This window comes from Mycolicibacterium confluentis, assembly GCF_010729895.1.
In the GTDB taxonomy this organism is placed as follows: domain Bacteria; phylum Actinomycetota; class Actinomycetes; order Mycobacteriales; family Mycobacteriaceae; genus Mycobacterium; species Mycobacterium confluentis.
Genome location: NZ_AP022612.1, coordinates 706,109 through 720,343 on the forward strand (window position 1 = coordinate 706,109; position 14,235 = coordinate 720,343).

At 62.7% G+C, this 14,235-nt stretch carries 14 protein-coding genes and 1 pseudogene; 4 read left to right on the top strand and 11 right to left on the bottom strand.

Annotation, left to right across the window (positions count from 1 at the left end):
• Positions 1-13: 13 nt before the first annotated feature.
• Positions 14-142 carry a hypothetical protein gene (locus tag G6N34_RS28235; RefSeq protein ID WP_264016565.1) on the top strand — a complete coding sequence of 43 codons (129 nt, stop codon included), beginning with the start codon at positions 14-16 and terminating at the stop codon, positions 140-142.
• Between the two features lie 39 nt (positions 143-181).
• Here the strand turns inward: G6N34_RS28235 and G6N34_RS03280 are convergent.
• Positions 182-1,325: pseudogene (locus tag G6N34_RS03280) on the bottom strand (IS3 family transposase).
• Between the two features lie 300 nt (positions 1,326-1,625).
• Between G6N34_RS03280 and G6N34_RS03285 the strand changes: the two are divergent.
• On the top strand, positions 1,626-1,832 hold the full coding sequence (locus G6N34_RS03285; RefSeq protein ID WP_133057807.1) for a hypothetical protein: 207 nt from the start codon (positions 1,626-1,628) through the stop codon (positions 1,830-1,832).
• Between the two features lie 298 nt (positions 1,833-2,130).
• Here G6N34_RS03285 and G6N34_RS03290 read toward each other — a convergent pair whose 3' ends face one another.
• The 6 genes from G6N34_RS03290 to G6N34_RS03315 form a co-directional block, all read right to left on the bottom strand.
• The gene (locus G6N34_RS03290; RefSeq protein WP_133057808.1) at positions 2,131-2,820 is read right to left on the bottom strand and encodes a hypothetical protein; all 690 of its coding nucleotides are present in this window, start codon (positions 2,818-2,820) and stop codon (positions 2,131-2,133) included.
• Between the two features lie 85 nt (positions 2,821-2,905).
• Positions 2,906-4,048: an IS3 family transposase gene (locus G6N34_RS03295; protein ID WP_163645306.1), complete on the bottom strand. Its 1,143-nt coding sequence runs from the start codon at positions 4,046-4,048 to the stop codon at positions 2,906-2,908.
• A gap of 477 nt (positions 4,049-4,525) precedes the next feature.
• Entirely contained in the window at positions 4,526-5,668 is a 1,143-nt protein-coding gene (locus G6N34_RS03300; RefSeq protein WP_085151490.1) for an SNIPE associated domain-containing protein, read from the bottom strand.
• A complete protein-coding gene (locus G6N34_RS03305) occupies positions 5,665-6,930 on the bottom strand; it encodes a hypothetical protein (RefSeq protein WP_085151489.1) in 1,266 nt (421 codons plus the stop codon). Before G6N34_RS03305 ends, G6N34_RS03300 begins: the two co-directional genes overlap by 4 nt.
• A 146-nt stretch (positions 6,931-7,076) precedes the next feature.
• Entirely contained in the window at positions 7,077-7,262 is a 186-nt protein-coding gene (locus tag G6N34_RS03310; protein WP_163645308.1) for a hypothetical protein, read from the bottom strand.
• A gap of 403 nt (positions 7,263-7,665) precedes the next feature.
• Positions 7,666-8,478, bottom strand: coding sequence for a M15 family metallopeptidase (locus G6N34_RS03315; RefSeq protein ID WP_085151487.1), 813 nt, complete (start codon positions 8,476-8,478; stop codon positions 7,666-7,668).
• A 562-nt stretch (positions 8,479-9,040) separates the two neighbouring features.
• Between G6N34_RS03315 and G6N34_RS03320 the strand changes: the two genes are divergently transcribed.
• Entirely contained in the window at positions 9,041-9,436 is a 396-nt protein-coding gene (locus G6N34_RS03320) for a cupin domain-containing protein (RefSeq protein ID WP_234812860.1), read from the top strand.
• 131 nt (positions 9,437-9,567) lie between these two features.
• On the opposite strand, the gene G6N34_RS27870 is transcribed toward G6N34_RS03320, so the two are convergent.
• Entirely contained in the window at positions 9,568-9,720 is a 153-nt protein-coding gene (locus G6N34_RS27870; protein ID WP_234812859.1) for a hypothetical protein, read from the bottom strand.
• A 144-nt stretch (positions 9,721-9,864) separates the two neighbouring features.
• Here G6N34_RS27870 and G6N34_RS27875 point away from each other — a divergent pair, with 144 nt between their 5' ends.
• Positions 9,865-10,044: a response regulator transcription factor gene (locus tag G6N34_RS27875; protein ID WP_234812858.1), complete on the top strand. Its 180-nt coding sequence runs from the start codon at positions 9,865-9,867 to the stop codon at positions 10,042-10,044.
• A 75-nt stretch (positions 10,045-10,119) separates the two neighbouring features.
• Here the strand turns inward: G6N34_RS27875 and G6N34_RS03330 are convergent, their stop codons facing one another.
• The 3 genes from G6N34_RS03330 to G6N34_RS03340 form a co-directional block, all read right to left on the bottom strand.
• Positions 10,120-11,598 (bottom strand): glycosyltransferase family 39 protein, encoded by a 1,479-nt coding sequence (locus tag G6N34_RS03330; protein ID WP_085151484.1) that lies wholly within the window; start codon positions 11,596-11,598, stop codon positions 10,120-10,122.
• Positions 11,599-11,846: 248 nt separating this feature from the next.
• The gene (locus G6N34_RS03335; protein WP_085151483.1) at positions 11,847-12,584 is read right to left on the bottom strand and encodes a carbonic anhydrase; all 738 of its coding nucleotides are present in this window, start codon (positions 12,582-12,584) and stop codon (positions 11,847-11,849) included.
• Between the two features lie 517 nt (positions 12,585-13,101).
• A complete protein-coding gene (locus tag G6N34_RS03340) occupies positions 13,102-13,896 on the bottom strand; it encodes a M15 family metallopeptidase (RefSeq protein ID WP_085151482.1) in 795 nt (264 codons plus the stop codon).
• Positions 13,897-14,235: the final 339 nt, after the last annotated feature.

A 14,235-nucleotide genomic window follows, 5' to 3' on the forward strand; every position in this document is an offset into this window, starting at 1 on the left:
ATAGCCTTGCATAATGACAGCGATTCCACTCCGATCCATGATCGGTGACGTCGACCCGGCGGAGCGCAAGCTGCACTGGGCGGTCTTCAACGGCACCGACCATCCCATCGACGTTCTGACACTGGCGAGTCCCCGTTTCTGAGTCCACCCGTTTCTAGAGTCGGGTTGGTGTGATCCAGATTCAGTTGATGCTGCAGGCCATCGGGGTGTGGCTACACCTGCAGACCGCAGCGTACTCGGCCGGTGTGCGGTAGCCCAGGGCCGAGTGCCGGTGGCGGTGGTTGTGGTCGGCCTTGAAGTCGCCGATGACCACGCGGGCCTCGAGCAGGGTGTTCCAGTGGTTGCGGTTGAGGCACTCCTTGCGTAGCCGGTTGTTGAACGATTCGATGTGTCCGTTGTTCCACGGCGTGCCCGGTGGGATATACGACATGCCGAATCTCCCGTCGCAGAACTGTTGCAGTGCTTGAGAAATGAACTCCGGACCGTTGTCCATCCGCAGCACCTTCGGTGGCCCGCCCGCCGCGGCGAACACTTTCTTGAGCTCGTCGACGAGCCGCTCGGCAGTGATCGAGCGTTCGACGATGTTGAGCAGCGACACCCTCGTGTGTTCGTCGATCATCGACGCGATCTTGATCGCCTTGCCGTCGATAGTGGAGTCGAACTGGAAGTCGATCGCCCACACCACGTTCGGCGCGTCGGCCACGATCGGCGGTATCGAGGAGATCCCGGCCCGCTTACGCGGACTACGGACCCGCACCTGCAGTCCCTCCTCGCGCCACAGACGGTGGATCTTCTTCTTGTTGACCTCACGGCGCTCGTCGTAGCGCAACGCCGCCCAGGCACGTCGGAACCCATGGCACGGGTGCTTGACCGCGTAGGAGCGCAGCCAGGCCCGCATCTCGGCGTCAGGATCGGCGGGGTCTGCGACAACGGCAGACGTCGGCAGGTGGAACGGGCCAGCCCAACAGCTTTGCACGCCAACCGTTCCGACATGCCCAACGCGGTGGTGAGCATGTCGACGGCGCGGCGCTTGGCAGCTGGGCTCAGAATTTTCCCTTCGCGACCTCCCGCAAAGCGTCCTTGACCAGCTCGGCCTCGGCGAGCAGGCGCTTGAGGCGCGCGTTCTGCTCACGCAACTCCTTGAGCTCTTTGGCGGCGTCAGTGTCCATGCCACCGTAGGAGCGGCGCCAGTTGTACAACGTCGCCGGCGACACCTCCAGCTCCGCGGCGATCTGCTCGCCGGTCTTGCCTTCGGCAGCCAACTCATCGGCGCGGCGCAACTTGCGCACGATGTCCTCCGCGGAATTCCGCTTCCGACCAGCCATACGTTCATCGTCCCTTCTCGCCCTACATCGGGCTACAGGACTCTAAAACTGGTTGGACTCAGTCAGTGGGAACACGCCAACACGGTCATGGGAAGAATGGGTTGACTGGAGCCGGTGGAGCCGGTGGAGGCGCGTGCAACGAGTTCAATCGAAAGTTCATCTTCGCGATGGCGCGTGACCGCAACGACCCATCCCTCTGGCTCTTTGGTGGCGTATTCGAAGTCATGGGGGCGGTGAAGAGCCAAACTCCCACTCGTACAACATCGCCTTGCGCGACGATCTGATGGGGCCTTGCATCCGATGCCTGTAGGTAGGTTCCGTCCGACCGGTCGGGCCATCCGACTCAACATGGAGACCTGCCTCGATGACATCGAGGTGGTGTCCATCTCGAAGCTGCCCTACACCGGTGAGCCCTTCCTCGGTCATGACCGCATTAACCACAGCTTCGGTCTTGGAGACTGCGGTAACCAGGAGTGGAACGACTGGCGCGGTGCCTGCAGTACATGAAAGGCGTCTACGTCATCCACGACGTCGAGACCGGCAATGCATACGTCGGCGCTGCCTACGGTGACACCGGCATCTGGGCCAGGCTGCGCCAGTACGTCGACGGCCTGAACGGTTACAACTCGCAGTCAAAGAACTGGTGGGCCGGAAGGGCGCTGACTACGCCCGGTCGAACCTCCGATTGGTACTCCTGGAGTTCTGGTCAATGCGGAACCCACGGAGCTGCGGCTCACCGAGCAGGTCGCGGCGAAGTGGCTGCGCCAGATTGACACCCAACTTCCCCGGCCGATGGGCGGGCGACTCACGTGACCTTGCCGTAGGTATCGAGGAGCGATCCGCCTGAGCGGTAGAAGCGGAACGTTGAATTCTTGCTCGTGGATCTGTTTGCTCTGCGATGAGATGGAAGTAGCTCGACCCCGTCGAGCAGATGATGTGCTAGCAGGGTTTGCGTGTATTGCGAAGCGGCCGCGCCATGGACCGAGTGATACGGGCCGATGAACTCTTTGCAGATTCCGGTACTACTGAATCCGTTGCCGAATGCTGCCCGGCCAGTGAGACATGACAGGGACAGAAACGACTTCGCAGACTTATCGGGAGCCGCGTCGGTCAACGCCTTACCAAGCTCAAGACCGGTAACAAGACTGTCACGGTCCAAGAATTTAATGCCGGCTGGATCGCCATGTCCGATCAAAACGCAGTGTGTCTGAGCCGCACTGTTTTTCATCCACCACTCCCGAAGCTCTCCTTGAGTTCGGATCGATACCGAGGTCACAAGTTCATCAGGCAGCATCAAGCGGAGAAATTGCATGACACTCTTGGCCAGGGGGTCCAAAAGAGTTCTCTCAGTTTCGAAGTCACCGATCCGAATCAGTGCGAAGCCTAGGTTCCCGGGGGTTACACGTCGGCTGCTGATCTTTATGGTCTCGCCATCTCGGTCGTCGACGATGATTGCGCGGCCTTTATCGGCCTGACGGCGTACTTGCCTGGCCACAAGAGCGTGGGGGGCGTTGGCGCCGTTGGCGAGTCCCCGTTTCTGAGTCCACCCGTTTCTAGAGTCGGGTTGGTGTGATCCAGATTCAGTTGATGCTGCAGGCCATCGGGGTGTGGCTACACCTGCAGACCGCAGCGTACTCGGCCGGTGTGCGGTAGCCCAGGGCCGAGTGCCGGTGGCGGTGGTTGTGGTCGGCCTTGAAGTCGCCGATGACCACGCGGGCCTCGAGCAGGGTGTTCCAGTGGTTGCGGTTGAGGCACTCCTTGCGTAGCCGGTTGTTGAACGATTCGATGTGTCCGTTGTTCCACGGCGTGCCCGGTGGGATATACGACATGCCGAATCTCCCGTCGCAGAACTGTTGCAGTGCTTGAGAAATGAACTCCGGACCGTTGTCCATCCGCAGCACCTTCGGTGGCCCGCCCGCCGCGGCGAACACTTTCTTGAGCTCGTCGACGAGCCGCTCGGCAGTGATCGAGCGTTCGACGATGTTGAGCAGCGACACCCTCGTGTGTTCGTCGATCATCGACGCGATCTTGATCGCCTTGCCGTCGATAGTGGAGTCGAACTGGAAGTCGATCGCCCACACCACGTTCGGCGCGTCGGCCACGATCGGCGGTATCGAGGAGATCCCGGCCCGCTTACGCGGACTACGGACCCGCACCTGCAGTCCCTCCTCGCGCCACAGACGGTGGATCTTCTTCTTGTTGACCTCACGGCGCTCGTCGTAGCGCAACGCCGCCCAGGCACGTCGGAACCCATGGCACGGGTGCTTGACCGCGTAGGAGCGCAGCCAGGCCCGCATCTCGGCGTCAGGATCGGCGGGGGTCTGCGACAACGGCAGACGTCGGCAGGTGGAACGGGCCAGCCCAACAGCTTTGCACGCCAACCGTTCCGACATGCCCAACGCGGTGGTGAGCATGTCGACGGCGCGGCGCTTGGCAGCTGGGCTCAGAATTTTCCTTCGCGACCTCCCGCAAAGCGTCCTGACCAGCTCGGCCTCGGCGAGCAGGCGCTTGAGGCGCGCGTTCTGCTCACGCAACTCCTTGAGCTCTTTGGCGGCGTCAGTGTCCATGCCACCGTAGGAGCGGCGCCAGTTGTACAACGTCGCCGGCGACACCTCCAGCTCCGCGGCGATCTGCTCGCCGGTCTTGCCTTCGGCAGCCAACTCATCGGCGCGGCGCAACTTGCGCACGATGTCCTCCGCGGAATTCCGCTTCCGACCAGCCATACGTTCATCGTCCCTTCTCGCCCTACATCGGGCTACAGGACTCTAAAACTGGTTGGACTCAGTCAGTGGGAACACGCCACCGTCACTCAAGAGAGATGACGGTACGTAAACGCGTTCGTTGGTTTTGAATTTGGTTGCCAAGGTTGTCCGTTCAAGGGATTTTCGTGATCGAAATCGGGCGGTCAGTTCTGGGGCGAGAGTCGGCAAAGGACCTTTCCGTGCCGACCGGGGCATCAGCGACGAGTGGGTTCAACCTGAATCTTTCCCCTTTGTTCAGTTCACCGTGGCGGTGAGTGGGGCCGAGAGGAGCAACGGCACCAGCGGCTTGGTTGGTCCGCCTGGGAACCTAACGGTTTAGCGCCCGGCAGCTAGCCTGTTCACCCGTTCGGCTGAAAGTCTGGACATGCCATAGGTGCCCCGCAGCCGCCTGCCAGCACCATTCGGTGCTGCTGTCACTGGACAGGGCTTCTGTGGCCCTCAATCCCTAGGTGGATGTTCGGCCCTTCGTATCAGTTCGCTTGCGTGGTACTGCTCGGCTTCGACTAGCTCGTTGAATTCGAACAAGTTTCCGGCAATCTCGGTCAGCGCAATCTTGACCTCATCAGGCGTTGTGTAGAAGAACTCACGTCGCAGATTGACTCGGTTCACTCGCTGGTGTGCGAAGCGGCGATGCAACTCAGTTTCAACCCCTACAGCGTCGCCAGAAAAGAACAGCGTGTGCACATCGAAGCCGAATGGCACTGATGCGTCCCCCAACTCGCGAATCCGATCCAGCGGCTCGAGGCGTCTAGTCATACCGATCTTGACGATCCGTGGTCCGAAGGATCCCAGATTACTGATGACGTATACGTACCCCGCACGGATATTGGCGGTCCGATAATCGTTGTCAGCAATGCTTTGATTGATTTCCGCGATCTTCAATGTTAGCTCGCGGCGCTCATCCTCTCGCTCGCTTCCTTCCAACGCCGCCAATACGGAGGAATAGTGGGCACGCTCTTTGTCGAGACGCACACGCTCAGCTCGTAATTCGCGCTCGGCTTGCTGTTCTTCTCGAAGTCGGGCGCGCTCTTCCCGCGCATCTTCGCGCTCTTCCTGAACTTTCATTTGGTAGTCGGCGGTCAGCTCGAGTTCACGGACACGAAGGGCGTGGTACTCGGGGTTGATATGCATCTCCATCATCGAGGCATAACGTGCGATAGCGGTCGCGGCTCCTGTGAGCCGCTTCTCGGCTGCCTTAAGGTTGCCGGCTTTGACGTACCGCACACAGTTCTCAGCCTCGGCGTTGTACGCGCGCAGCATCAGCTTCGCTAGATCGGCAGTCATCTTGCGGCCCTTGGCGAGAGAGTTGTCGAACGTGAAGCGGGTGGAAGCTTGTATGGCACGCCCCTCCGCGACGTGGGCCTTGATTTCGGCGTTGATGGATGCGAGTTCGCTTTGGTAGGCGACGGCAGTCTCGAGCGGATGCCGGTAGGTGTAAATACCGACGTCGTGTAAAGCCTCGACGTCGTGCTCGAGCATCTGTATGCGCTCGAGCGCATCCGCGTATTGCTGGCGCAACCGCTCGTTATCCTGTAGAAGCTGAGCGACTTCCGTCTGCACGCCGTTGGGCGGTTGGGTCATCTGACGCCCCGCGCCGTACTGATGGGTTTCAGTGCAAACGCATTCTTTGACACTTGTGCTCTCATCAAGGCCAACGTCTCGGCTGGGTTCACATGGCGCAGGTCGTACTGCATGAATTCGTCACGATCTGCTGCGGCTGCCACGAAGGGGAACTTCTCTACGAGACCTGATGCCGGATTGATGGTCTCGGTCTGCACGGTCAGCGAGATGGTCTTGATACGTTCATCGCGATCGCTCTCGAACACTTCATGAAACGTTCGGATCGCCACTGCTGCAATGGCCCCGTTGTAGCGGTCACGCTGCTCTTTCTGGGTGCACGGGGTCTCGCGGATCTCGTCAGACGTCGCGACATACTTGTAGGCTTTAACGTTCAACACCGATGTGGGAGGGGGCACTACGGCGGCCACAGTGAGCTCCCCTGAGTCGGCGTCGAATTCATACTCGTGCATGACGTCGAACGTCTCGGGGTAGGCCGAATTGCCCAGCACCACACCAACGTATTCGTTGATGGCTCCTGGGTCGCCGGCGGCGAGTGCGTCCTTGAAACGTTGCAGACGCTCATTCGACTGGGCTGCATCACTTTCGCGTTCTGCGCATTCGCGTTGGTACTGCTCCTCTGCCTCGGCTAGCTGCTGCTGACGTTGCCGCTCGGCGGCCGTCCACTTCTCAAGCGCTTCAGCGTTCAGAGCGGGCAAGACGGTATGAGCGCGATGGACCCACTTCTTGTGCTCCTCTTCCCACCGCGCGTGGGCTCCGGCGACCGCTTCAGCATGCTTCTTCTTGCTGAACACTTTTGACAGCCCTGTTGGCGGCGGCGGTGCAACGAACGCCGGCTCGGGCTTCGGTACGACGCGGGCAGGTTTCTTCAGCGGAATCTTTAGGTCGTCGCGCGGAAACGGTGGGTGTTGGGCCGCGACTTTGAGCGAATCCAGATCCACGAAGTCATCGACGTCCAGTGTGGCAGCCAAGATTGCGTCGATCTGCTCAAATGCGGCGAGCGCATACGCAGTCCGCGACTCAGCTTCTGCCTTCTGCGCACTGATGTGCGCCTCTCTCGCTGCAGCCCGGGCATATGCCTGGTCCAACTCGGCAGACCTCTCGTAGGCTGCCACTGCCCTGATGTAATCGCGTTGAGCCCGCTCGGCCTCCCTGACTGCGCGGTTGTGGGCCTGAACCGCTGCAGCCGTCTGGCGTCGCTGGCGCTGTTCAGCCAGTCGCTGCTGGTGTTGTATCTCCGCAAAAAAGCCCCGTTTTCTCCCCATGATGGCGATGCTACTAATCGATGCACTAAGAGACGGGGTAAACCCCGAACGGCGGTTCGTTCCACAGGATGCGCGTCGTCTGGTGTAGTTCGGGGTCTCGGCGGTTGACGCCGATCTGCGTGGGGCCCGCAACGTGGGCGCGTGACCTAGCCGTCCAATGGCAGCGGGCGGGGCAGGTTGTCGACCAATTCGAGCCATCCACTCGGCGAGTAGTAGCGGCGGACACCCATGCTGTCGATCAATAGGTCCAGTTGAAGCGCGCCGCCGGGAAGAATTCGGTAACGGTCAGTGTCGCCGCGGTATTGGGCAACAGTGCCGTTGGCGAATGTCACTTGGAAATCCATAGGGCGAGTCAATCATGAAGGACGGCTCCGCACGGCGTCCGCTGGCGAACGGACTTACCCGCAACTATCCATTGATGCAATGCTTTGTGCTAAGGAAACCTCCGAATATCACTCAACACCTGCAAAAGGCCGGCGCCAGCTATGACCTGCGGAAACGTGGAACCTGGCAGTTGACCCAAGCGGGTGGTGGCTGCACGGTCGCCACGCTGCGATCTCAGTTGCCCACCGGCACAAGCACACCACGATCGGCTATGACTACGTGCACACCGCGATCGACGACCGCACCCGGCTGGCCTACAGCGAAGTACTGATTCCTGTGCCGGTACAACACGCCACTCCGCCCTCGGCGGACAACCACCCATCACCCGACTCGCCGCCTGACAACAACGTCTCAGGTCACGACACCTACCTGGTCGCTCAGCGACGTCGGCGCGACGGGAAAATCGAAGTAGGTGTCCGGAAATGCCTCGGGCTTGAAGGTGAAGTGCCACCACTCCAGTTCGTAGTTCTGCAGGCCCTGCCGTTCGAGGCCTTCCTTGAGCAGCAGCCGATTCTTCAGCTGCTCGCCCTGCACCCGGGGGTCCAGGGTGTGCGAGAGGGTGTCGAAGCAGTCGTAGCCGGTGCCCATGTCGATGCTGTTGTCAGGGAAGCGTTCGGGCTGCGGTGCCGCACAGTCCACCAGCGGTAGGCCAGGGGTGTCGGGCGCGGTAGGCGCCGCCGGCAGGCGGACCAGGGTGAGGTCCACAGTGTTGCCTCGGCTGTGCCCGGACTTGTCGGCAATGTAGCCGTCGTCGAACAGCCGCGCCTTGTCCACTCGCGGATAGAACTCTGCTTTCATTCGCTGGTCGGCCAGATCAGCTGCCCAGTTGACGAATTCGTTCACGGCGCGCTGCGGGCGATAGCAGTCGTAGATCTTCAAGGAATAGCCCTGTGTCAGGAACTCCTCCTGTGCGCGGTGCAGGGCGTCGGCCGCCGGACGGGTCAGGATGCACATCGGTGCCTCGTACCCGTCGACCGGTTCACCGGTGAAGTTGTGTGGTGTGGCGTAGCGGATGTCCAGCAGGATCGTGGAATCGACATCGCTGAGCGAGACGAACTCCGGTGGTGCGGTCGGGTCCGGCTGGGCCGCGGCGCCCGGCCCAGTCGCAACGGTGGCCATGAACACAGCCGCGGCCACAGCGGCCACCTTCAGGAAAAATCGCATCCGTCTATTTCAACACCGACCCGTCGAAGGCGCGTGGTGGCGTGCTGCGCGTCAAGGCGCTGAACCGATCGCGCAGCGGCGACCGACCGGCGAACGCTCCGTCGCTCGCGCGACAGGCGACGCCGCAGGAATCCTCCGGCCATCGGACCGTGTATGCAGACTTGTGCATATAACCGCGGCTGTCGGAGGCGTATTCCCGAGGCCGTGACGCGCGTGAATGCCGATATCGACTGTGCACCAAGCGATATGCACAAACATCTGACAGGAAGGCGAAGCGAGTCGAGGTGCGCGTGTCGAGCCGCCTCTGGGGGAGCACCGGCAGGGCCCGGCTCCGATGGCGGCCCTGGCGAGACCGGAGTCAGCGGCGGCTGCGGCGCTCCGGGGCCAGTCGGCGCAAGCGCCCCGCCGAATCCCGTTGCCGCACAGCACATTGCGTGTGCGCGGCGCCCCGACCAGATTGCCGTGCATGGGGCGATTCACGTGTGCTGCAATAAGCGTGGTCGTACTGGCTGGGCCGGCGTCCGGTACGGCTCACGCCCATCCGGGTCATCAGTCTGAACCGGTGGACACGATCAACGGTCAGGCGCTGCCCGGTGTCCTCGCACCGCTGCAAGACGTCTCGACCATGTTGGACACCATCGACGCCAGCGGCCATCGAGTGGTCGTGATCCAAGGAGTTCGCAAGGCGGGGACCTGCGCCCCGATCCATGTCCATGAATACGGCGGGGTCACCTGTGTGCTCAGCGGCACGATGACCCCCTACGTCGAAGGTCAGCCGCCGACTCCGTATCCGGCGGGGACGTGCTATTACATGGCGCCTAACACGCCCATGGCCGCCGTCGACCTCGGCACGGAGGACGTCCGTCTCACCGACACGTTCACCCTTCCGGCAGACGCCCCGACCATCACCGTCATCGAACCCGGATGGACGGACCCGAATCCCGACGACGCCGAGTGAACCGCTGGTCGGAGCGCCCGCTCGACCGGAGTCGATGCTGCCAATCAACCGATCCGAAGCACTTCCCAGCCAGGTAGAAGCCCACGCTGTGCACGCCTTGGCCGCCGAGGTTCGTTGAGTTCGCCGGGCTTTCAGGCGTGTTCGAGGTTTCCGTCTGCGTCCTCGGTGTGGGAGTACACGCCGCTGTTGTAGTAATCCGTGTGCAACGCCCCATCGATGTCGCGGTAGGCGCAGGACGAAAGTCGGTTGCCATCCTTGGTGCGCGAGGCGTAGGCGCCATTCACCTCTTGGCATTCCCGGCGGATGGTCCCTTCGGAGGGCGGCCATTTCCTGGACCGCGCCCGGGATATGGGCCCACGCGTCTTCCGCGGTCTCGGCGTCAGTGCCTTCGCCGCGTGGCTTGTTCGTGGGCAACTCGATACCGTGGCTTGCAGCTTCTGGCGATCGGCCTGACGTATGCCGAGATCGCCGGTCGGCTGCATCTGTCGGTCAAGACCGTTGAGAGCCATGTGTCGGCAGTCCTCACCAAACTCGGTGCCCCGAATCGGCGTGAGGCGGTACACCGCGCACGCGACCTGCGCATCCTGCTGGACCGACCCGTCATCTGAGGAGCAGGCGACTCTCACGGTTCTCGAGCTCCCCTCACCGATGCGATTGGACCCGCTAGAAATCCCGGCGGCCTGCTACTGGGAATCCCGTTCGTACAGGATGGCGGACATCTGGTCCTTCTGTTGCCGCCACCGCTCTTTGAACCCATGGGCTGCGAAGACCGCGGCTTCCTCCTCGGAGATCCCGTCGGTGCCCAGATACCAGACCCTTGTGCGGCCCGTCAGCTGGTCGGGGTCCTCGCTGACCGATGTGACGCTGCCCCATGGAGTGTTGTCGGCGTAGTAGGGGACATCGATGTTGATCACTTCCAGTGTGGAGAACTCGTCGGGCAGCACCAGCACCGCGGCCGCATGCATCGGACTTGCCGCAACGATGACGTCGCCCTCCTGTTTGTGCGCTTGGACTGACTGTGCCGCCTCTGCCCATCCCGATTTCGCCCAGATCCGGTGGTAGTGGTGCCAGGCTCCGGTCGACAGCAGCATCACCAGAACCACCGGTACCGTAGCCACAAACCACTGCTTCTCCCGTGGTAGCGGGACGTAGTACAGCGCCAGTGCAACTGCCATGGCCAGCGCAGGGGCGGAGGACGCCAGGTAGCGCTCGGTATAGGCCGGTGTGGCAACAACCGAATAGCCCAGCAGAAACACGGTCGGCAAGATGAGCCAGGAGGCCGTCAGGACTGCTGTCAACCGGGCGTCGGGGTCGCTCTGTGCACGCCGGGCGGCGAGGAGGATGCCGCCCAGTGCCATCGTCCACAGGAGCACGTTGATCTGTGCCCCGAGCGCCACACCGTCTGGTGTGAGGTACTGCGTACTCCAGACCGCCTTCAATGCGTCCTTGAGAGTGAAACTTTCAGCGATCCAGTCGATCGTGTCGAGTTGCTGCGCAGTCCGCAGCAGGAAGGGGACACAGGCCACAGCGGCCAGCGAGGTGGCTATGCAGAACCGGATCACCACACGGCGGGATGGTCGCGCGGCATAGACGACCAGAGGCAGGGCCACGAAGTTCAGGGCGGCGAACTGGAACAACACCACCGATGAAACCAGGAGAACTCCGTACCCGATCCAGACTCCTGCCGAGTCCCGGTGCAATGCCAGCAGAAAGGCGATCATGGCGCCGATCACGACAGCCGTCACGAGCGCCGGCGAACGTGCCTCTGTGGCAGACCAGATCACCCGCGGCAAAGTGGTGAACACCAATGCCGAGTACACGCCAAATCTCAGGCCCAACAACATGTTTCCCAGAACCACCAGGAGGCATGTTGAGACACCCACCGACAGGGCCGACAGTGCCCGGATGCTCACCACGTCGGTGTCGAGAGCGCTGCCCCAGATATGGCCGACGACATAGTAAGCGCCGTGCGCCAGGTCGTGGAACTTCTGGCTCTCCGCCAAACTGGCGAGACTGCGCCGCACTGACAACACCGTGACGGCCTCGTCAGACCACGTGCCCGGTTCCGAACTGGCGGCCAGGTGCAGCAGGAATGCGGCGACCCCTAATCCGAGCGAAACCAGCGCCGTCCTCGACGCGCTTGTCAGTTCCCTCGGCGACATAGCGCAGGTTAACGCCTGTGCCTGCCCGTTTGACGGCATTCGGAGATGCGCGGCCTCAGCCGGAGCCGACAAGGGCGGGAAACGACGCTGCTGACGAGGGATCAGTGACGCACTGGGACGCAGGCGTGCCGTTCCACTCGGGGCCTCGGGTCATGTCCAGCACAGACGTGCGAGCGCCTTCATGATCACCGGTGCGGAGTCGGAGGCATTGGGGCCCAAGGTGTTTCATGGCACACTCGACCGCATCGTCACGTGATGGCCACTGTGCCGTCGACCAGGCTGTAGTAGCCGAGCACCACCTTCAGCCTGCCCGAGTCCAACTCGGACTTCAGCTCCTGCGACGCCATGATCTGGTCACGAGACTGCTCCGCGTTCGCCTTGATGGAGTTGGTCAGCAGATCCCCCGGACGCTCCTCGGCCACCGCCACGGCGGGTGTGATCGCGGTGATGAGTTCGCCGACGTCACCGTGCGGCTCCGAATGCTGCTGGATGGACTCCAGGGTCGCCGACACCGCACCACAATTCTGGTGCCCGAGCACCATGATGAGGTGCGCGCCGAGGTGGCCGACCGCATATTCGATGCTGCCCATCCCCGCAGGATCGACGACATTGCCGGCCACGCGGACGACGAACAAGTCGCCGAGCCCCTGATCGAAGATGACCTCAGGGGGCAGCCGCGAGTCCGAGCAGCTCAGCACGATGGCGAACGGTGCCTGACCCTCCGACACCGACCGCCGGGCGTCCGGCGATTGATCGGGGTGCATCATGCGGCCCTCGACGAACCGCTGATTGCCCTGCTTCAGCTCTGCCAGCGCCATCTCGGCATCCGAGATGTTGGGCCTTGGCGTCTCGGTCGAGATGGCGATGTCCGCGGGCACGGTCACGGTCTCCGTGGCGGTTGTCCCCTGCGGCGCACCGCACGCGCTCAGAGCCGCGGCGGCCGCGGTGGTGCCGGCGACTCCGAACCAAGCGCGTCTGGACAGCATGCCGGTGAGACTAACGCGGCAACGCCGTCGTCAAGTCGGTTTCAACGCGTCGATGGCGGGTGTCGCGGAGCCGACAGGCGAGATCGGTTCACCGCCAGCCCCATCAGTGCGAGTTCGACTGCGCCCGCTGCGGGTTCTTCCTCGAAGAGCGGGCTCACCCAACCGACCCGATCACCGGTGAGGCGGTGCGCTGGTCGCGGCGCAGTCCCAGCCGCTACGAGCACCGCACACCAGGATCCATGGTCCGCGTCGATGTCAAAAGCTCGGCCGCATCCCCGCCGGGTGCGGGTGGCGGCTGCACGGTCGCCACGCCGCGATCTCAGTTGCCCACCGGCACAAGAACACCAAGATCGGCTATGACTACGTGCACACCGCGGACGACCGCACCCGGCTGGCCTACAGCGAAGTCCCGATTCCTGTGCCGGTACAACACTCAACGAGGCCACTCCGCCCTCGGCGGACAACACCCATCACCGACTCGCCGCCTGACAACAACGTCTCAGGTCACGACACCTACCTAGTTGCTCAGCGACGTCGGCGCGATGGGAAAATCGAAGTAGGTGTCCGGAAATGCCTCGGGCTTGAAGGTGAAGTGCCACCACTCCAGTTCGTAGTTCTGCAGGCCCTGCCGTTCGAGGCCTTCCTTGAGCAGCAGCCGATTCTTCAGCTGCTCGCCCTGCACCCGGGGGTCCAGGGTGTGCGAGAGGGTGTCGAAGCAGTCGTAGCCGGTGCCCATGTCGATGCTGTTGTCAGGGAAGCGTTCGGGCTGCGGTGCCGCACAGTCCACCAGCGGTAGGCCAGGGGTGTCGGGCGCGGTAGGCGCCGCCGGCAGGCGGACCAGGGTGAGGTCCACAGTGTTGCCTCGGCTGTGTCCGGACTTGTCGGCAATGTAGCCGTCGTCGAACAGCCGCGCCTTGTCCACTCGCGGATAGAACTCTGCTTTCATTCGCTGGTCGGCCAGATCAGCTGCCCAGTTGACGAATTCGTTCACGGCGCGCTGCGGGCGATAGCAGTCGTAGATCTTCAGGGAATAGCCCTGTGCCAGGAACTCCTCCTGTGCGCGGTGCAGGGCGTCGGCCGCCGGACGGGTCAGAATGCACATCGGTGCCTCGTACCCGTCGACCGGTTCACCGCTGAAGTTGTGTGGTGTGGCGTAGCGGATGTCCAGCAGGATCGTGGAATCGACATCGCTGAGCGAGACGAACTCCGGTGGTGCGGTCGGGTCCGACTGCGCCGCGGCGCCCGGCCCAGTCGCAACGGTGGCCATGAACACAGCCGCGGCCACAGCGGCCACCTTCAGGGGGAGTCGCATCCGTCTATTTCAACACCGACCCGTCGAGGGCGCGTGGTGGTGTGCTGCGCGTCAAGGCGCTGAACCGATCGCGCAGCGGCGACCGACCGGCGAACGCTCCGTCGCTCGCGCGACAGGCGACGCCGCAGGAATCCCCCGGCCATCGGCCCGTGCATGCTCCTTGCCGCATAACCAGGCCGAATCTCAGTCGCTACGGCGGAGTCGCGCCGTACCCATAATCGGGGGGATGGGCACGACTCACGTTCCAGACCCACACCGGACCCGAGACACACACCTATGCCGGATGCCTTCTCGACGCGGGGGATCGCCAAACACGACTGCGCAGGAAGACGCACGAAA